The sequence below is a fragment of the Bacillus sp. B1(2022) genome (genome assembly GCF_040259625.1).
GTDB lineage: Bacteria > Bacillota > Bacilli > Bacillales > Bacillaceae > Bacillus > Bacillus velezensis.
In genome coordinates this window covers 70689-89170 of the sequence record NZ_JANIFO010000013.1, presented here as the reverse complement: position 1 = coordinate 89170, position 18482 = coordinate 70689, and the positions used below count along the sequence as shown (strand labels likewise).

The following is an 18482-nucleotide window of genomic DNA, read 5'->3' as shown; positions in this document are numbered from 1 at the left end:
TTTTATTCTATCAGTTTACCATTTTCCTCTTCAGAAGTGACCGGAGTCTGCCGCGGTTCCAGCTGGACAATGCCTTGCCCGCCGTCAACGGCCACCCTGTCCCCCGTTTTCAGTTTTGACGTTGCATTTCCGCACCCGACAACGGCAGGAATTCCCAGTTCCCGGGCAACGATCGCCGCGTGGGACAAAGGGGCGCCGACGTCCGTTATGATAGCAGCCGCTCTTGGAAAAAGCGGGGTCCAGCCTACATTGGTTGTCGAAGTCACTAAAATTTCCCCCGCCGCAAAAGAATCCCCGTCTTCCGGAGCATCAAGGACACGGACAATGCCCTCCACTCTCCCGGCCGCTCCCGCGAAACCTTTTAAAGTATGCGCATCATCAGTTTCCGCAGGCATAAAAGCATCGTAATAATCCGCTCTTCTGTCAGGATCTTCAGCCCATTTAAACGGATTGAATCTTCCGTTAATAACGGATGGGAACGGCGGCAGTTTTTTATAGGTTTCATAGTTTTGCTTTCTCGCTTGAATCGACGCAACCGCCGGCTCTTTCCCCGCGAGCAGATCGGTTATTTCATGCAGATACAAGAAGAAAATATCGTCCTTCATGCCGGTCATTTCCGCCGCTCTGAGCGCGAATGCTCTGGCTGTCCGGTATACCCTGACAAATTCGGATCTGGTTGTTTCTCTAATATTCGCGTATTCTGACGCTTTTTCCATTTTGGCTTTGAGCCATTTGACCTTATGAGGAAACTTTTCTTCAAATCTTCGGAAGGCCTGTTCATGCGCCCGCTGCTGTTTCAAAAGCAGTTGTTCGGCATCAATACCCGACTCTTTGTGTTCTTTGATCTGCTTCGTCAGCCAATCCCGGTTTTCTCCCGGATGCGGTATGGAAAGTTCGTATTCATGCGGGCCACGGTGGCCTTGGTTCCTGAGATATTCTTCCTCGCTCATACGGCCTTTCATGACTTGATCAATGCCGATAATCGGCTCCAGGCTGGCCAGGCCGCCTTTTCCCCTCAGATTGGACAGCAGGAGATTCGCATCTTCTATCCCTGCGAGTTTTGTTAATTGAGAGGTTAACGACGAAGAGGATTGCGCAGAATCACGCCCGCCGGATATTAACGCAAACCACGCGTTGCATAAATACGGATAGATCTCATTGTTCCATATCGCTAATAATGTCCGCTCCGTTTCGGCCCGTTTCAGCTTTTCCTCAATATTCCGGCACCACTCCGGCGATTCGTCCAAGTAGGAGGACATGTTTTTTTTCGCGTGCTTCATTTTCGACAGATACGGTTTCAGTTTTTTCGAGATGATCTTCAAAAGTTCATACTTTGAGAACGGATATAAAGGAATTTTCATTTCCGCCGGGATTTCTCCCAATGTATCGCTCATCATTTTTCCTATTTTTCCGCCTTTCGGATTCAGACCGAAAGCGGCGAGAACGGAAAGAGGCTGGCTCATATTGTTATAGGCTCTTCCACAAATATTGCCGGACCAGACATAATAACCCGGAATGATGCCCGACTCTTCATCCAGATTCCGGAGGAGCGACCATGTCAGCGGCGTCATCACATCGGGAATCGCTTCTCCTATATTTGTGTTTGTCCATAAAAAATCCCCGCTGAAAGAATCATTCCATTCATAGGTTTCCAGATTTCCGGCTTGTAAGGTCGTAATCGGGCGGGATTGAAGAATATACAATGTCCCGCCCGCGGCGGCCCATTCAATATCCTGCGGCCCTCCAAGATCTTTTTCCAGCTTTTTCGCCAGTTTATAGAGCTTTGACGCATATTTGCGAAATTCCCCGGGGCCGTCATATTTTTTCTTGGGCCGTGCCAGTTTAAAAGAATAAGCATCGGCTTCCCCGGAAACGAGCTGCTCCCCGAGACCGTAGACGTAATTGCCTGTCATCTCCCGCCTGCTCCCCGTAATCGGATCTGCGGTAAACAGCACTCCGGATATCTCAGACGGTATCATCAGCTGGATGACGATTGCGATTTCATGCTCATCTTCCATTCCCTGAACGGCGCTGTACGCTTTTACCCTTTCAGACTGTGCCGATCGGCGGACTTCATCAATCGCCCTGGACATGTCTTGATCTGTTTTGACATTCAACACCGTATCGAATTCTCCGGCAAAGGAAGCCTGAGCGGAATCCTCGCTCAGCGCGGATGATCGTACGGCAAACAACGCAGATGCATGGCGGCTGCGGATGGATTTCACATATTGATCAATAGCCTCTCTCGCCTGATGGCGCAGCTGTCCGTCCTGAAAGGCAGACGGCAAAATCACAAACCCTTCAGGCACAGGATACCCGCTTTGATACATTTTAGAGAGAATGCTTCCTTTTCCTCCCGCAAAGGAATAAAGTTCGTCCGGAAGTTCTCCGAATGTTTTGACACAGTCATTCATAATGTCCCCGCTCCTTTTTAGTCGTTCATCCAAGCTCACAGTTTTTCTCTTTTTCACTTTTTTTGAAAGTATTTCCTATAAGTATACAATATATCGGTCTTCACAAGGGAGAAAATCGATGGCGTTATGTTGTCATAAATGCATCCGTCAAAACGGCCGCAGCGGGGTCTTCAGCCTTACAATGAAAGCGCTATTAAAATTAGAGATAGGCTGCCCGATACTGCTTGCCTGGCATTCGCTTCCGGCTTGCCGCGGGGGGTTTCGTTTGCAGGTTATGTACAACTTCCGTATCATAAAAGGCGGCTGAAACGCCGCCTTTTTTTCAGACTGTGCGGCCTTGATGCGCCGCCGTATTTCTTTTGGTCTGCTTCGGCTGATACACTTTCCCGACAAACAGGTATCCGTATCTGAAATGGTTGCACACCCAAGATACGAAAATGGGACCGAGCGTGCAGATCAAAAATAAAAGAAGGATGGCAGCCGGCAAAGGCATTGATCGCAAATAGCCTTCCAGAAGATATCCGCTGATTAAAAAGTAGGAGTGCAACAGATAGATTGAAAACGAATAGTTGCTGATCATCATCACAATCGCGGGCACTTTTTTGAGCTTTGAAAACAGATGAAAACACAGAAAGATCATACTGACCGCGTAAATCATAATATCCGGACGCTTAGAGGAAATGGAGCCGCCGCTGATATATGAAACGGCCACAATCAATATTGCCGATACGGCCGCACTGAAGTAAACCGCATAACGGTACTGATTGATTAGCGATAAAAAACGCGGATATTCCTTTCCGCAATAAAATGCCAGACAGAAATAAAACACCCAGCCCGGAAACGGAACCCAAAAGAACGGAAAAATAGAATCAAGCCCCGATGATGCCGGCGGATGAAAGATGGAAAAGTAAGCCAGATAGACGGCGTTGATGATAAACGACACAGACAGCACCCACATGGGAGATTTGTTGTTCAGCCAGCGGTGCAGCAGCATATGGAGAATGTAAAATTGAAAGATCACAAGAATGAAGTAGCCGATGAAGTTTCCTAAAAACACATTTTCTAAAAATTTACCGATCACTGAAACGAAGCCGGCTCCTTCTTCCGCCACGCTTTTCATTAAAATGGCATCCACCGCGGCAATAAACAGAAACGGCACGAAAATGACTTTGCCCCTTTTCTTTAAAAAACCCGCGGGAACGCCTCCCGGGTATGACCTGGCAAGCAGAAATTCCGAAATAAAGATAAACGCCGGCGTGCTGAACATCAACAGGGTCCGAAAAGCATCAACCGTATGGGCGGCACTGGCTAAGGACTCTTCCTGAATCATCAGCACCATTGAAACTACGTGAAGCAGAACCACACTTAAACAGGACAGGCAGCGAATCACGAAAATTTCTTTTATCTGCATGCGGCCGCTCCTTTTTCACAAGCGCGCCGGACTTTAGCGTACGCTTGGCGCAGCCATTTTTCCCGCAGCTCGGGTGTGCTCGTTTTGACGACAGAAAAAAGGTTCCGCTCGGCTTTTTGAATGCCGCAAAATTGCAGAATGCCTTTTTTCAGCGTAATCCAGTCCGAGTTTTTCCGGAACCACTTTAAGTACCAGCCCGGGGAATCCGCCGTATAAAAGACCTGTGCCGTCTCTGCCCGGAGCAGTCCTTTTACGCGGCCGTTTTCATATGTGTAGGCTTCTCCGGCGACAAGCACTCTGTCAAAAAAGCCTTTCATAATCGCCGGAACGCCTCCCCACCACAGCGGGTAGATGAAAATGAGATGATCCGCTTCTTTCATCAGTTTCCGGTATTTCTTCGTTTCAGCGTCCCGGTTCATGTCAGAGCGCTTTTTTTCGCCGCCGTACTTCAGCACGGGATCAAATTGGTCGGCGTATAAGTCAATGACCGTATAGCTTTGGCCGCTATCCTTTAAAGCCATGACGACGTATTTTACGAGAGCCGCATTGAAACTGTTCTCATCCGGGTTTGCATACACAATCACCGTCTTCATATGTCCCTCCATTATTTCTTAATTTTTACAATGATTATATCATGTTGTCATATGAATGAGGCAAAGACATGAGAAAGGCTTTTTCCAGTTCTGCTGCCGTTTCGATAACCCCTTTCTGCATATTTTCGCTGATTTTGCCGCCGCAGATTCAATTACAAGCATCCGGCACTTCTGCGTTTTTGAGCGGCCGTATGGTATACTAGCTGTCAAATGAATGGCTTGGAGGACAACATGAGAATTTTAAAGTACGCGATTTTAGGGCTTTTGCGAAAAGGCGAATTGAGCGGATATGATATATCGAGCTATTTTAAAGAAGAGCTCGGCCAGTTTTGGAGCGCAAAGCACAGCCAGATTTATCCAGAATTAAAAAAACTGACGGCTGAGGGATTTATTACGTTTCGCACTGCGATTCAAGGAACGAAGCTTGAGAAAAAAATGTACACGCTGACTGACAAGGGAGAGCTGGAGCTTGCTGCCTGGCTGACGAAAAAAGACCCGATTCCGGAAACGGTCAAGGATGAATTTATGCTGAAGGCTTATTTCATCTCAGCTTTGACGCAGGAAGAAGCGGATGAGCTATTCACCGATCAGCTCGTAAAGCGGAAGGAGAAATTGTCCGATCTGGAAAACAGTTATCAAGAACTGATGACATCGTCCGCGGAGGCGGATTCATTTTCTTCCCCTGATTTCGGCCATTATCTCGTGCTGACAAAAGCGCTTGAGCGGGAACGGAATTATATTTCCTGGCTTGAAGATATTTTGGCTCTCATCAAAAAAGCATAAACAAAACGGGGCGGCTCTGTATCTGCAAGCCGCCTGTTTACGTTCTGAGAACCGCATTGATAAACGAATCAGCCATTAAAATAAGAAAAAGCAGACTGAAATACACAATCGAATAAAAAAACATCCCCTTCGACCATTGCGTGTCATCCGCCGCCTGAAAGCCTTTGACGCTCCGGTACAGCCAGATGGCTCCGAGCAGGAGAGCGGACGCGGTATAAAACGGGCTGACGTCTATATAAAGAGGAACGAGCAGCGAAACCGCAGTCAGAACGGCAATATAGCGCAGCATTTTTATTTTTGTGGCGCGGTTGCCTTTTATGATCGGCAAAAGCGGAATGCCGGCGGCACGATACTCTTCCTTTCGCCTGATTCCGATCGCCCAGAAATGCGGCGGCTGCCACAAAAACATAATCGCGTATAACAAAATCGCGGGCATATCAATGTACCCGGTCAGCGCGCAATAACCGATTAAAGGCGGAGCCGCCCCGGGAAAGCTGCCGACAAATGTGCTCCAGACGGATTGTCTTTTAAACCAAAGCGTATAAACGACGGCATACAGCAAAAAGGCAAGCAGGCCAAGAACGGCGGTCAGTACATTAAGCGAAGCAAGCATGATGAATCCGCATGCGCCGAGACATGTGCCGTACAGGATCATGACCGGCGGCGGTATTCTCCCCGTGACGCTGGCGCGGGTGCGGGTTCGCGCCATCTTTGCGTCCATGCCGCGGTCAAAAAAGTTATTAAAAACAGTGCTTGATGCCATGACCAACGCCGTTCCGATCATAGCAACCGCCATGGCGGCAAATATACCGGGCCCTCCGCCCGTCCTTTCCGACTGAAGCCATGCGATCCAAAATCCGCCCAATGCGGCGAGTGAATTTGAGATGATAATCCCCGGTTTGGCAAGAATGATAAAGTCCTTGACCGTCACCCGGTTTCCGTTATGCTTCATAGACTGTTCCGTCTGTGCTGCATTTGAGTTCATTTGTTCAGGTTCTCCTTTTTCGGCTTATCATATCAGGAAGAATCAGGAAGAACAATTTATTTTGGGTATTTTTCACACAATTGTAAATTGTGTATAAAAAGCCGCATCTTGTGACCGGAGGCGGCTTTTGCCTTTTTCTATTCAAAGTCTGCCCATACAGCTTTTTCAATCCGGCGGATGCTCTGAGCTTGGGCCGGCGATGACGGGCTCCACGCGTCATTTTGAGCCTCACTGAGATGTTCGCTCTCTTCAGTCACACAAAAGCCGTGTGTATATTGCAAATCGACGTTCTTCTTTCCCGAACCTTCCCAAGAAAACTTCAGAAAAATAAAAAACCTTGCCGGTTAGACGGCAAGGTTTGTTTCTTACAGTGTAAATGCGATATCCGCCCCTGATACAGGGTCTTTGACGAATACGCCCTCTTCTTTTTCTTCGATCTCAAAGCCGGCATCGGTCAGCGCTTTTGTCACACGTGACAGCTCTTCTTGATGCGGCAGCGCGATGGTGTAATAATCCAGCCCGCTTGCGTTTCCCGGTTTCGGCGGCGCATGTTTTCCGGCCCATATATTCAGACCGATGTGATGGTGATACCCTCCCGCCGAAACAAACAGAGCGGACATGCCCGCGTAATTGCCGACAATGTCAAAACCGAGGATATCGGTGTAAAACGCTTTGGCTTCCTGTAAATCCGTCACATGAAGATGGATGTGACCGATTACGGTTCCTTCTGGGAGACGGCTTTTCCGTTCAGCTCCGGCTTCTTCCAAAAGCCCGTCCACATCGACGGGCGCCGTTTGCATGACATAATTGCCCTCTGCATCCCGGCGCCACGTGCTGCGGGGACGATCGGCGTATATTTCAATACCGTTGCCGTCCGGATCAGACAGGTAAAGAGCCTCACTGACCGCGTGATCCCCCTGACCGAGCGCGATGCCGTTTTCAATCAGCCTGGCCAATGCGATGCCGAGTTCTTTCCGGTCAGGCAAAAGTATCGCGAAATGGTAAAGGCCGGTGACAGACCGCTCCGGCAGAACGACGGCGCTTGGATTTTCTTCAAGCACCAACAGGACGCGTTTTCCGTCTGCTGACAGTCTTGCTGAACGATCTGTCTGTGAGATGACTTGAAGGCCGATTACATTCCGGTAAAAGCCGAGCGAGCGTTCCATATTTTTAATGGTCAATTTGACATAACCGATTGCCGTATCTTGATGAATGCCGGTCATTTGAACGCCTTCTTTCTTATGCTGAAAAAGTTTCTCCCTTTTTTGATTTGAAAAGGAGCTGATCCAATGAAAGCAGACGGCTTCCTGAAAGCGCTAAGTGAATTGACGCAACCAGTAAGATGAAATCAAATTCCGATCCGCCCATAAATGGTGAGGAAAGCTTCGCCGTGAAGATGGCGCCGACTAATGTGACGGCAAACAGAACGCCGATAATGCGCGTTGCTAAACCGAAAAAGATCAGAACCCCGCCGACAAGCTCAATCGTCGCGATGACATAGACCATAAAGGCCGGAATCCCGATGCTCTGGAAAAATTGCGCAGTTCCTTCCAACCCTTGAAACTTGGATAAACCGTGAACAAAAAAGATAATACCTGTTACAACCCTTAAAAGCAGTGTTCCTGTTTCGAATGATTTATTCATAAAATCCTCCTTGAAAATTATTATCACTTACTTTATGTAAGCTAGTATATATACATAACTTATTTACGTCAAGTAATTTTGTTACATTTAACGAAAATAACTTAAAAGTACTATTTGCCTTCGCGAAAAAAAGACCTCCGCACTCTGTCGGAGGTCTTTTTCCCTATCTACGATTCCCGGAACTGGCTTTCATATAATTCCCGGTAAAACCCGTTCTGGCTGAGAAGTTCGGCGTGGGTTCCTTTTTCTTCCATTTCGCCGTCTTTCAACACAAGAATCTGGTCGGCTTTTTGAATTGTGTTCAGCCTGTGAGCGATGATGACGCTTGTTCTGCCCGTCATTAAACGGCCGAGCGCTTCTTGTATTTTCACTTCGGTCACTGTGTCAATGTTGCTCGTCGCTTCATCCAAAATGAGCAGCACCGGGTCCGCCAGCACAGCTCTCGCGATGGAAATGAGCTGTTTTTGTCCTTGGCTGATGCCCGCGCCGTTTTGGGTAAGAACGGTATCGTAGCCTTTCGGGAGCCGTTCGATGAACCCGTGGGCATTGGCGGCTTTTGCGGCTTCCTCCACCTCTTTGTCAGAAGCATCCAGCCGGCCGTAGCGAATATTTTCCCTGATGGTGCCCTGAAAGAGAAAGGAATCCTGCAGGACAAACCCCATGTTTTTTCTCAGACTGGATCTCGTCAGTTTTTTGATATCCGTTCCGTCAATGAGGATTTTTCCGTTATTCGGCTCGTAAAAACGGGCGATCAGGCTCGTAACGGTTGTTTTACCCGCTCCGGTCGGTCCGACGAAGGCGATGGACTGTCCTTTCGGAACGCTGAAGGACAGGTGTTTTAAGATCAGGCTGTCTTCCTGATAGCCGAAGGAGACATCTCGGAATTCAATCTCTCCCGTTTTGATCGGCTGGTACAGCGCATGCTCTTCATCTTCCCGCTCCTCTTTTTCATCAAGCACGTCAAACACCCGTTCAGCCCCGGCGATGGCCGATAACATCGTATTGAACTGATTAGCTAAATCATTTAAAGGGCGCGTGAACTGCCGCGAATATTCGGCGAATACGACGATGGAACCGATCGAGATCCACCCCTTCAGCGCAAACAGCCCGCCGACCGCCGCTATAATCGTAAAGCTTAAATTGTTTAAAGAGTTCATTACTTTCGGAATGAATCCCGAAATCGTCTGCGCCCAAAACCCCGATGATTGTAACGCCGCGTTTTTTTCTAAAAATTGTTCCATGACGCGGTCTTCCCTCGAATAGGCTTTAATGACCTTCGCCCCTGATATCGACTCTTCAATAAAACCGTTCAGCTCGCCGAGGTTTTTCTGCTGCTGCTTAAACAGCAATCCCGTCCGGTTGGTGATCCATTTAATGCTCAAAAGCATGATCGGAATAATCAAAAGCGTGATCAATGTTAAAAGCGGACTCATGTACAGCATGACGGAGATTGTGCCGACGAATGTAATGACGCTTGACAGCACTTGAATGACGGATGTATTTAAAGTGGAGCTGACATTTTCGATATCATTGGTGACCCGGCTCATTAAGTCCCCGAGCCGCTGTTTATCAAAAAACGGAATCGGCAGCTCATGCAGATGGGTAAACAGCTCGCTCCGCATTTTAAACACGGTGCTTTGCGAGATATTGATCATCCAATAGTTTTGAAACCATAAGGACAATGATTGCACGAGGTAAATCCCAAACAGGATGAACAGCACCCCCGCCAATCCGTCTGTCGTCTGTCCGACGATAAAATGATCAATCGCTTTCCCGATGACGAACGGTCCGAGCAGGCCGAATATGGCGCTTATGACTACCATGATGATCACAAGGGTTAAAAGCCCTTTTTTCTCGGCTACATAAGACCAGATTCTGCGCAGCGTGCCTTTTGTATCTTTTGCTTTCGCGCGTTTTCTGCCGCCTTCATTTGATTTGAGCGGTATTTTCGGATATCGGAAAGGTTTACGAATGTCTTTTTGCATTGTCAGCTCCCTCCTTTCCGAATTGTGATTCATAAATCTGCCGGTACAGATGAGACTGTGCCATCAGCTCTTTGTGCGTGCCTTTGGCCAGCAGTTCGCCGTCTTCAAGCAATAAGATGGTGTCAGCCTTCATCGCAGTCGTTATTTTCTGCGTAATAATCAGTGTCGTGCATTCATAGGATCTGATCGCTTGTAAAAGCTTCGCTTCCGTTTGAAGATCAAGCGCGCTCGTACTGTCATCTAACAGCAGGAGGGACGGCTTTCTGATAAAAGCGCGCGCGATGGAAATCCGCTGCTTCTGCCCGCCTGACAAATTGACGCCCCGCTGTCCCAGCACCGTGTCGTATCCGTTTGACAGCTTCATAATCGTGTCATGGATTTGCGCGTCTTTGGCCGCTTCCATTACTTCATCTAGTGAAGCATCCTCCCGCCCCCAGGCGATATTTTCACGGATGGTGCCCGAAAACAGAAGCACTTCCTGCGGAACATAGCCGATTTCCCTGCGCAGCCCGCAAGCGGAGAATTCACCGATCGGTTTGCCGTCTATGAAAATACTGCCCGAATCAGCCGTGTACAGGCGCGGAATCAGCTGAAAAAGCGTTGATTTTCCTGAACCTGTCGCGCCCATAATGGCAACCGTTTCTTTCGGGCTGGCAGAAAAGGACACGTGATGCAGTGCGTCTTTTTCCATGCCCGGATAGCGGAAGGACACTTCGCGAAACTCAATCCCGCCTGCAAGCGCCCGTGCCGGGTCCTGCCCCGTTCCCTCGCCGCCTTCTGTTTCCAGCACCTCGCCGATTCTTTCTCCGGAAGCCTTCGCCCGGGAAAATACCATGATGAGAAAAGGAAGGACGGACAGCGCGCCTGTAATCCGCGTCGCATAGTTAATGACGGAAACGACATCGCCGACCTGCGCTCCGCCCTGAGCAATGCTTTTGGCGCCGAACCATAAGATAAACAAAATACAAATGTTCATCAGCAGCATTAAAATCGGCATCGCCGCTTCCACGAGACGAAAAGCGGAGACCGTTTTTTCCATCAGCTTCGTATTCGATTTCAAAAAACGTTTCACTTCGTGGTTTGCACGGAGGAGCGCTTTAATCAGTTTGATCGCCGTCAGGTTTTCCTGCATGATCGTGTTGACCTGATCAAGCCGCTTTTGCACAGACCGAAACAGCGCGCCGCCTCTTTTCAGCACCCACAGCAAAAACAAAAGCAAAATCGGCACCGTGATCAGAAGAAAAAACCCGAGTTTCGCATTGACGGTCAGCGAGAGAATAATGCCCCCCGCAATCATTAACGGCGCCCGGAGCATAAACCGGAGACTCATGAAAAGCATATTCTGAACCTGTGTCACATCGTTTGTCAGCCGGGTGATAAACGATGTGGATGAGAATTGCGCAAACGTCGAATAGGAGAAGGATTGAATCTTTTGAAAAATCCCTTTTCGCGTATCATACGCATAGCTCTGGCTGATGTGGGCGGAGTAGAATGAATTTAAAATGCCCGATGCGAATGAAACAGCGGTCAGTCCGATCATCACGCCGCCCCACAGCCAAACCGTATCGAGATCCTGCTTTAAAATTCCTTCGTCAATGATTTTCCCGATCAGCAGGGGCTGTAGCAGCTCTACCGCAAGCTCGATGAGCATGAAAAACAAAGCGATTCCTGCCAAAAGAGAATACGGTTTTACATATGATAAAGCCTTTGACATGTGTAAGCCTCCAAATCCTTTGTTCAATATGTATGTATATTTATTTTATTTGTTTGTCTTAAATGAATAAAGGATTAACCCTTGAACCTGCACTTTTATTATGTACTTTGTGTAAAAAAAAACGGAAATATCATTGAGGATAAAAATTGTGGGAATGAGGCGTGCAGATATATGGAGGCTGTCTTATCTTTTCTTTTTACCAGCTCCTGAACCGGAGCCTTTTATTTTAAAATGACTAGCGGAGCCTTTAAAAGACGTCCGCTAGTCAGATGATCATTCATACCGTGTCATTTCATTTAACGAATAAAAACGAGAGCGACCCCGAATCCTTTATCAGCATCAAACTCATTGATCACTTTCATGACCTGCCAGCGCTGGTTTGGAGCATCAGATTTTGTTGCAATCCCATTATGAGCGTGAATAAAATCTCCCGCTTTCACAGTCTCATCGCATCTGACATATACCTGGCCGATGAGTCCGACAATGTTCCACTCGTCTCTCTCTTCTCTTGAAGCGTAGTCTTCTTCAGGCCGAAAGTCCGGATTTTCCTTTGGCGCCATGACCGTATGGCCATTCGCATCTTTCTGTTCTTCATAAACATAGCCGCCAAATTCATTCTTTACGTATCGTCCCGACCAGTGAAAACTCGACTCACCAAGAATCACTCCGGCGGTCTCGGAAATGACCCCAAGCATGAGGTCACCTTTTTCAGCCGGTCTGATCTTATCACCTTCAAGTGTGACAAGTGTTCCCGTCGGAATCTTTTCCCCTCTCAGGCTTTCAAAATACTCGGCGTAGTCAGAGAATGTCGAGGAACCTGTTACGCCTCCCGTAGCCTTAATTGTTCCTTCTTTTGCGTGAAGCTCAATCTTTCTGTTGGCTGATGACGGAGTGCTGCCGGCACCCCAGCCCCATACAGTTGAGTTCGCATTTGGGTTAATCGTATTATATGAACCGATTACTCCAGATTGAGAACCTCCTGCAGCCTGTCCCCGGACAGAACCGACGACAAAGCCATTAGTTCCTGTAACATGGGAATCTTTAGATGCCATAACAGAAGATCCTTTATGTTTAAACAACTCATACGGTGTTTTTTTACCGCCTACATGAAATGTTGTTTCATATCCTTGAAAATCAATATTTGATATATTCAGATCCGGACCCGAAGAGTAGAGTCCGACCGTTCCGCTGCCGGCTCCCAATCTATGCCCGTATACATTGCTCACTGTACAATTATCAACGCCTCCGCCAAAAGCAAGCCCCGTCGTGCCGCCGTCAACTAGAAAAACGCCGTCAATCATGCACTTACCTACCGCATTTTCTCCGCCAAGAACATACAGATCATGAGCAGCGGAGCGGAACCCGCGGATCGTAATATTCTTCAGATTGACATACCGCCCTTTGTAATAAATCATAATGATCGTGTCATTGCTGTAATCGTATGAACGATCTTCACAAATAGCTTGGAAATTCACTATATTAACTGAATCATAGCCCGAAACAACCAACGCACTCGCTCCGACGCCTTTATATATAGAATTTTGTTTAGGATTTGTTGCCTGACAATTTACTAATTGGACATCATGGGCAGTTTTTGATGTCGGCTCAGCCGATAAATGATGGCCAATATGTCTAATGCAAAAACCGATCGCATTTTCGTAAGCACGGCAATTAGCCAGTTGAACTCGTTTAGCCGCCGGTGCATAGTCATGCGCCTTAATTTCAAAACCGCGTGCACCGCCAATTGCAACACAGCTATCTACAAATACATCTTGAGAACCGTCATCGATCTCAAAGCAATTTGAATTTGACGTGCCATTCCCATTGCCCATCGGGTGATAGGAAACACAGTGGCTGAAAGTAGTGTGGAATCCAAAATGACAAGTAAAGTTATCATCCCCGGACCCTGTTGCTTCACAATGTGAAAACGTTACAAAGTTACAGCCGTTGGGCTGATAATAAGTTGGATCATCTTTTTCTCCATGTCTGTTATAGTTCGGGCTTGTAGAATCAAAGCCGTGCAGGCCGGCGTTCTTCGCAAACACATGCTCGACAAAAGAATAGTCAACATTCGCAAAAAGCAAACAGCTTGAAGTGGGGCCTTTCGGAATCTTCCAGCCGGAAGGACGCGTATCCTTGTTCCAATCCAAAGTGAGATGGCCGACGTAAATATTTTCATTACCGTTCGTATAATCACTGTTGGTCAGAACAGAATGGCCGACCGGTGTTTCGTCTAATAATTTAATGACCGTTCTTTTCTTGCCTGCTCCGACAAGCATTGTATTTGACGGAACAAACAATCCCGATGTTCTGAATACACCCGCGGGAACTGTTACGACATAACCTCCGTCGGCCATGGCATCATGAAATGCCTGCGTATCATCCGTTACGCCGTCACCTTTAGCTCCAAAATCCATAACGTTCCGCTCTGTCACATGTTCAAATCTGTTTTCATACATGTTAAGTCTTTCGTTTAAATTTTCATAAGTTGACGTGCCATTGCTAAGCGCAGCACCGATTTTGCTGTCAATCGCTTCAAAGTTTTGAGCAATGCTTTCAACTTCAATCCCCTCGGCCTTATCGGGTTTGTAAAGTCCTAAGAAAGTCGTATAGTTTGTCATTGTCTTGCCTCCTATTTGTTAATTGCTATTTAAAATACCGCAGAAGTCATTTCGTTTTTTGCACCCTCTCATTTTCACTCCTGCATGTACAGGTGGCAAAGGTATGACAAATTCATACATTTCTTCAAAACATAAAAAGAGCGCCGGATTAACAAGCGCTCTGCACATAATCTGCTGCTGCAGTATTTTAACCGTTCAATATTTTCTCGACACGCTCCCGCATTTGCGGAACGCCTAATCCGACAATGACCTGAAGCGCCCTGCCTTTTCTGACGACGCCGTGGGCTCCCAGCTCTCTGAAATCGGCGTCACTTTTGACCTTTGATTCATCAGCGACAGTGACGCGGAGACGGGTGGCGCAGTTGGTGACCTCCGTAATATTGTCCTTTCCGCCCAGCGCTTCAATATACAAAGCGGCTGTATCCCGCTGTGTTTCGTCTGCCGCCGCTGTTTCTTTTGAAGCCTGCTTCCGTTCTCTGTACTCCTTTTTCGAATAGAGCTTTGTTTCCTGCCCTTCCTCTTTTTCTCTGCCCGGTGTGGCGATGTTGAATTTGAGAATGAGGAAACGGAAGACGAAAAAGTAAACAGCGGTAAAACACAACCCGATAATGATCTGGTATACATACGTCAAGCCGTGGCTTGACGCCAGCGGGATCCAGTTCAAGGTCGCAGCTTCGATCAAACCGCCTCCCATATTTCCGACGACGCCGGCCATATACATGACGGTTGCCATGGAAGCGGCAAGCAAAGCATGAACCGCAAATAAAAACGGCGAGATAAAAAGGAATGTAAATTCAATCGGCTCTGTAATTCCCGCGACAATGGACGTCAAGGTGACCGGGATCAATAGGCCGGCGACGATTTTTTTCTTTTCCTTTGAAGCCGTGGCGTAAAAAGCGAGCGCGATTCCCGGAATGCCGAAGATTTTCGAGTTGCCGTGAAGCGCGAAGCCCCCCTGCGGGAACAATTCTTTCAGCGGTTTGACGCTTTGAGAGTATTCCCCGAGATGCTGGGCCCAATAGGTGACGATACCGCCTTCAGCCACAGCCGGACCGTAAATAAACGGAGAGTAAATAAAATGATGCAGGCCGGTCGGAATTAAAATCCGCTCCAGGAACGTGTAAATCCACACGCCGATCGCCCCGGAAGAAACGAGAAAACTTTGCAGCGAGCCGATTCCGGACTGAACCATCGGCCATACGTATGCCACCGCAAGTGAAATCGGTATCATAATGAAGAAAGAAATGATAACGATGTAGGAAGATCCTTGAAAAATCCCCAGAAAATCCGGCAGTTTTTTATCAAAATAACGATTGTGCAAATACACGACAATAGATGAAATAAAGATGGCGCCGATAATATTCGTATCAAGCGTTTTGATCCCGGCGATCATCGTCAGCCCGCTCGTTCCGCCCGCTTCCTGAGTCATATCGACATGAAAAGCCCCGCCCCAAACCGTCAGAATCGCATTGATAAAGTAATTGAATGTCAGATAAACTGTAAGCGCTTCCAAACAAGCCCGCGCCTGCGCTTTTTTCGCTAAGGCGACAGGTATGCCGATCGCAAACAGGAGCGGCATTTGATTAAAGACGGTCCAGCCGCCCTGTTCAATGACGTACCAGCATTGATACCAAAGCCCGTCAGGATCAGCCAGCGGCCCCATCAGCGTTTTATTTTTAAACAGCGTACTCAGACCGACAATAATACCGGAAAATGCAAATAACAAAACAGGCACAAACATCGCGCTGCCGAAGCGCTGGACTTTTTGCATCATTTCACGTGACCTCCCGCTATTTATCAAAATTTTCGAGCTCTTTATAATCAACATATGCACGGAATAACGCTTCGCCCACCAGAAAAAACGGGGCAAATGCGACAATTTCCGTTTTATCGCTTAACATCACCGGCTTGCTGGTCGCATAAAGATTATACGGCGTCATTTGCGCCAGTACGTTGTTTTTCAGATTGGTGATTGAAATAAACGGAACTCCCTTTGCGGACAGGGTCCTTACCTGCGGAATTAATTCGGGTGTTTCGCCTGATAAAGAAATAATGATGAATACGTCATCAACCGTAAAATCATCACACATGATATCAAACTCTGTGATGTCCTGAATTAAAATCAGATACTTCCGCCGGGATACAAACATCCGCTGCAGCTCACGGGCGCACACCCTCTGAGCCGTGCCCGATCCGTAAACGAAAATCCGTTTTGCTTCATCTATCAGCCGGCACATCTCCGTCATATCTTTTGACTTCACGTATTTTACATTGGCTTCAATATCATCCAGCAGCTTTTCAAACGTCATATTCTCGCCCTCTTCAGGCTGATCCTCCCATTTCAGAAAAACCCGGAATTCACTATAGCCGCTGAAGCCCAGTTTTTGGGCAAGCCGCAGGATGGAAGACCGAGAGACATTGCAGGCTTTCGCCATGTCATTGATACCGAGATGATAGCACGTATGCTTATGATTCAATATATATTTTAAAATATAAAAATCGTTATCATTTAATTTCGCGTAATGCTGATTAACCAGTTCTTCAAGACTCATCCCAAAAATCCCCCCGTTTTCTTTCTATTATATAGAATAACAGATAAAGAAAACGGGGAAGATTGTCATCAGGAAATAGGAGACGGACTTACATCAAGCTCAGGCCAGTAGTCCTTGTTAGCCTCCATCAGATCTTCAAGAATCAGTCTTGCCACACGGGCGTTCGGCACTGTTTTTGACAGGATCAGCGCCTGCCACAGCTTTTGAAATGACCGCTCTTCCCACGCTTCAGCCGTCAGTTTTTCAACAGACACCTGCTGTTCCATCAGGCCTTTTTGAAATTGCGGTATGTTCCCGACTGAGAGCGGTTCCGGTCCGTTTGAGCCTACGAGACAAGGAATCTCAACCATGGCTGACGGATCAAAGTTTGCGATCGCGCCGTTATTTTCAACGATTAACAGCATCCTCTCCCCTGTGTTGTAAGCGATGGCCCGGGCAAGGTCGACGATATAGGAAGCATGATCATCAATTTTAATTTCACTGTTCTCCGACGATTGTTCGCGCGTAATCATATCGCATTGGCTGAAAATGAAAGCTTCCCGCCCTTCCATGACTTCGTTGGCTCTCGTATGGTTCGGGTTTGATTTTTTCACCATATCATCCGGGAATAAGTAATATTGCAGATATGTGTTCGGAAGCGTATCCGGATCAGCCGCCTGTACGTCGCGCGCTTTTTTGAATGTGTCATTCCAGCTTGCTTCAGTCTGTTCGGCCTCCGTCTTCGGAACGTAGCCGTATTCACGGACATGCTCTTTCAGCTTCGGCATTAAATCATTGCCATGCCGGTCTGTGATGGACGTCCACCAGCCAAAGTGGTTCAAGCCGTAGTAACGGACGTTCATTTCTTTCCGTGAAGATAATCCGAGGATGTTCGCCATGCGATCCTCAATTCCGACCGGCATGTCGCAGATGTTCAATATTTTTGAATTCGGTCTGAGGCGCCGTGTAGCTTCGGCCACAATCGCCGCCGGATTGGAGTAATTCAGCATCCATGCGTCGGGCGAGTACGTTTCCATATAATCAAGAATCTCCAGAACACCGCCGATAGAGCGCATGCCGTATGCAATTCCGCCCGGCCCGCATGTTTCCTGGCCGACCACGCCGTACTTCAGCGGGATTTGTTCATCGAGCGCGCGCATCGCATATTTTCCGACGCGGATATGCGCCATGACGAAGTCAACATCCGTAAAAGCCGTCTCTGGGTCATCAGTCGCCAGAAATTCAATGTCCGGCGCTTTTTCTTTTATAAATACCTCACACGCACCCGCAATCCGCTCCTGCCTTTCTTTATCATTGTCATAAAGTTTCAGCTTTCTGATCGGAAACTCTTCCAGGTGATTCAAAAGCATTAATACAATTCCGGGGGTAAATGTGCTGCCGCCGCCTGCAATAACGATTGAGAATGATTTGTCTGTCATGTGAAGCCCTCCTCTGATAACGTTTACATTTTATTTATATCATGAGAAGGTCCGATCTGTACCGGGTTTGGAGGAGTTAGATCATTTAATCATTTTTAGTTATTTTTCTCAAAAAGCGGGAAAGTTCCCACAGGTACGAAAAAGGCCTGCTGTCATCAGCAGACCCATTCTCAAAAATGCTCTTGTAAATCAGAAAGCAGCACTTCCTGCTCAAATTGCGGATTTCCGATCGGAAAAATTCTGGCTGTTTCCTTGTCTTCGTTGACATGCTGAATATAAATCGGGACTCCTTCGTACGTCACATACGCCATGGCGGCGGATTCTGAAATGTCTTTCGCACGCTGTGTATTCACGTCTCAAAC

14 protein-coding genes are annotated in these 18482 nt (G+C 47.5%); 1 reads left to right on the top strand and 13 read right to left on the bottom strand.

Features of this window, described 5'->3' with window-relative positions:
* Positions 1-2 precede the first annotated feature (2 nt).
* The 3 genes from NQS30_RS18855 to NQS30_RS18845 all read right to left on the bottom strand — a co-directional run bounded on the left by NQS30_RS18855 (position 3) and on the right by NQS30_RS18845 (position 4418).
* The gene (locus NQS30_RS18855; RefSeq protein ID WP_205164539.1) at positions 3-2414 is read right to left on the bottom strand and encodes a PEP/pyruvate-binding domain-containing protein; all 2412 of its coding nucleotides are present in this window, start codon (positions 2412-2414) and stop codon (positions 3-5) included.
* Positions 2415-2736: 322 nt separating this feature from the next.
* The gene (locus NQS30_RS18850) at positions 2737-3825 is read right to left on the bottom strand and encodes an acyltransferase family protein (protein ID WP_025284440.1); all 1089 of its coding nucleotides are present in this window, start codon (positions 3823-3825) and stop codon (positions 2737-2739) included.
* Positions 3816-4418, bottom strand: coding sequence for an NAD(P)H-dependent oxidoreductase (locus tag NQS30_RS18845; RefSeq protein ID WP_007408540.1), 603 nt, complete (start codon positions 4416-4418; stop codon positions 3816-3818). Before NQS30_RS18845 ends, NQS30_RS18850 begins: the two co-directional genes overlap by 10 nt.
* Positions 4419-4649: 231 nt before the next feature.
* Between NQS30_RS18845 and NQS30_RS18840 the strand changes: the two genes are divergently transcribed.
* On the top strand, positions 4650-5201 hold the full coding sequence (locus NQS30_RS18840) for a PadR family transcriptional regulator (RefSeq protein ID WP_012117104.1): 552 nt from the start codon (positions 4650-4652) through the stop codon (positions 5199-5201).
* Between the two features lie 37 nt (positions 5202-5238).
* Here NQS30_RS18840 and cyoE read toward each other — a convergent pair whose 3' ends face one another.
* From cyoE to NQS30_RS18790, 10 genes are all read right to left on the bottom strand, one after another.
* Positions 5239-6186, bottom strand: coding sequence for a heme o synthase (gene cyoE, locus NQS30_RS18835; protein WP_108654882.1), 948 nt, complete (start codon positions 6184-6186; stop codon positions 5239-5241).
* 365 nt (positions 6187-6551) lie between these two features.
* Positions 6552-7409: a catechol 2,3-dioxygenase gene (catE, locus tag NQS30_RS18830; protein WP_072588908.1), complete on the bottom strand. Its 858-nt coding sequence runs from the start codon at positions 7407-7409 to the stop codon at positions 6552-6554.
* Positions 7410-7425: 16 nt separating this feature from the next.
* Positions 7426-7830 (bottom strand): DoxX family oxidoreductase CatD, encoded by a 405-nt coding sequence (locus tag NQS30_RS18825; protein WP_012117101.1) that lies wholly within the window; start codon positions 7828-7830, stop codon positions 7426-7428.
* 167 nt (positions 7831-7997) lie between these two features.
* Complete coding sequence (locus NQS30_RS18820; protein WP_108654884.1) at positions 7998-9815, bottom strand: ABC transporter ATP-binding protein; 1818 nt, start codon at positions 9813-9815, stop codon at positions 7998-8000.
* Positions 9796-11529, bottom strand: coding sequence for an ABC transporter ATP-binding protein (locus tag NQS30_RS18815; RefSeq protein ID WP_025284436.1), 1734 nt, complete (start codon positions 11527-11529; stop codon positions 9796-9798). The genes NQS30_RS18820 and NQS30_RS18815 overlap by 20 nt, the downstream gene beginning before the upstream one ends.
* A gap of 296 nt (positions 11530-11825) precedes the next feature.
* Positions 11826-14150 carry a peptidase G2 autoproteolytic cleavage domain-containing protein gene (locus NQS30_RS18810; protein WP_218791529.1) on the bottom strand — a complete coding sequence of 775 codons (2325 nt, stop codon included), beginning with the start codon at positions 14148-14150 and terminating at the stop codon, positions 11826-11828.
* A 187-nt stretch (positions 14151-14337) separates the two neighbouring features.
* Positions 14338-15924, bottom strand: coding sequence for an alpha-glucoside-specific PTS transporter subunit IIBC (locus tag NQS30_RS18805; protein ID WP_012117097.1), 1587 nt, complete (start codon positions 15922-15924; stop codon positions 14338-14340).
* A 16-nt stretch (positions 15925-15940) separates the two neighbouring features.
* Entirely contained in the window at positions 15941-16702 is a 762-nt protein-coding gene (locus tag NQS30_RS18800; protein ID WP_085341829.1) for a MurR/RpiR family transcriptional regulator, read from the bottom strand.
* A 68-nt stretch (positions 16703-16770) separates the two neighbouring features.
* The gene (gene glvA / locus NQS30_RS18795; RefSeq protein ID WP_007610111.1) at positions 16771-18120 is read right to left on the bottom strand and encodes a maltose-6'-phosphate glucosidase; all 1350 of its coding nucleotides are present in this window, start codon (positions 18118-18120) and stop codon (positions 16771-16773) included.
* Positions 18121-18290: 170 nt separating this feature from the next.
* Complete coding sequence (locus NQS30_RS18790) at positions 18291-18473, bottom strand: H-type small acid-soluble spore protein (RefSeq protein ID WP_003155535.1); 183 nt, start codon at positions 18471-18473, stop codon at positions 18291-18293.
* Between the last annotated feature and the right edge of the window lie 9 nt (positions 18474-18482).

Bases quoted from the DNA above. Each gene is read 5' to 3' on its own strand.
- NQS30_RS18815 (WP_025284436.1), bottom strand. From the start codon at position 11,529: ATGTCAAAGGCTTTATCATATGTAAAACCGTATTCTCTTTTGGCAGGA.
- cyoE (WP_108654882.1), bottom strand. From the start codon at position 6,186: ATGAACTCAAATGCAGCACAGACGGAACAGTCTATGAAGCATAACGGA.
- NQS30_RS18825 (WP_012117101.1), bottom strand. From the start codon at position 7,830: ATGAATAAATCATTCGAAACAGGAACACTGCTTTTAAGGGTTGTAACA.
- glvA (WP_007610111.1), bottom strand. From the start codon at position 18,120: ATGACAGACAAATCATTCTCAATCGTTATTGCAGGCGGCGGCAGCACA.
- NQS30_RS18820 (WP_108654884.1), bottom strand. From the start codon at position 9,815: ATGCAAAAAGACATTCGTAAACCTTTCCGATATCCGAAAATACCGCTC.
- NQS30_RS18855 (WP_205164539.1), bottom strand. From the start codon at position 2,414: ATGAATGACTGTGTCAAAACATTCGGAGAACTTCCGGACGAACTTTAT.
- NQS30_RS18810 (WP_218791529.1), bottom strand. From the start codon at position 14,150: ATGACAAACTATACGACTTTCTTAGGACTTTACAAACCCGATAAGGCC.
- NQS30_RS18850 (WP_025284440.1), bottom strand. From the start codon at position 3,825: ATGCAGATAAAAGAAATTTTCGTGATTCGCTGCCTGTCCTGTTTAAGT.
- NQS30_RS18800 (WP_085341829.1), bottom strand. From the start codon at position 16,702: ATGAGTCTTGAAGAACTGGTTAATCAGCATTACGCGAAATTAAATGAT.
- catE (WP_072588908.1), bottom strand. From the start codon at position 7,409: ATGACCGGCATTCATCAAGATACGGCAATCGGTTATGTCAAATTGACC.
- NQS30_RS18845 (WP_007408540.1), bottom strand. From the start codon at position 4,418: ATGAAGACGGTGATTGTGTATGCAAACCCGGATGAGAACAGTTTCAAT.
- NQS30_RS18805 (WP_012117097.1), bottom strand. From the start codon at position 15,924: ATGATGCAAAAAGTCCAGCGCTTCGGCAGCGCGATGTTTGTGCCTGTT.
- NQS30_RS18840 (WP_012117104.1), top strand. From the start codon at position 4,650: ATGAGAATTTTAAAGTACGCGATTTTAGGGCTTTTGCGAAAAGGCGAA.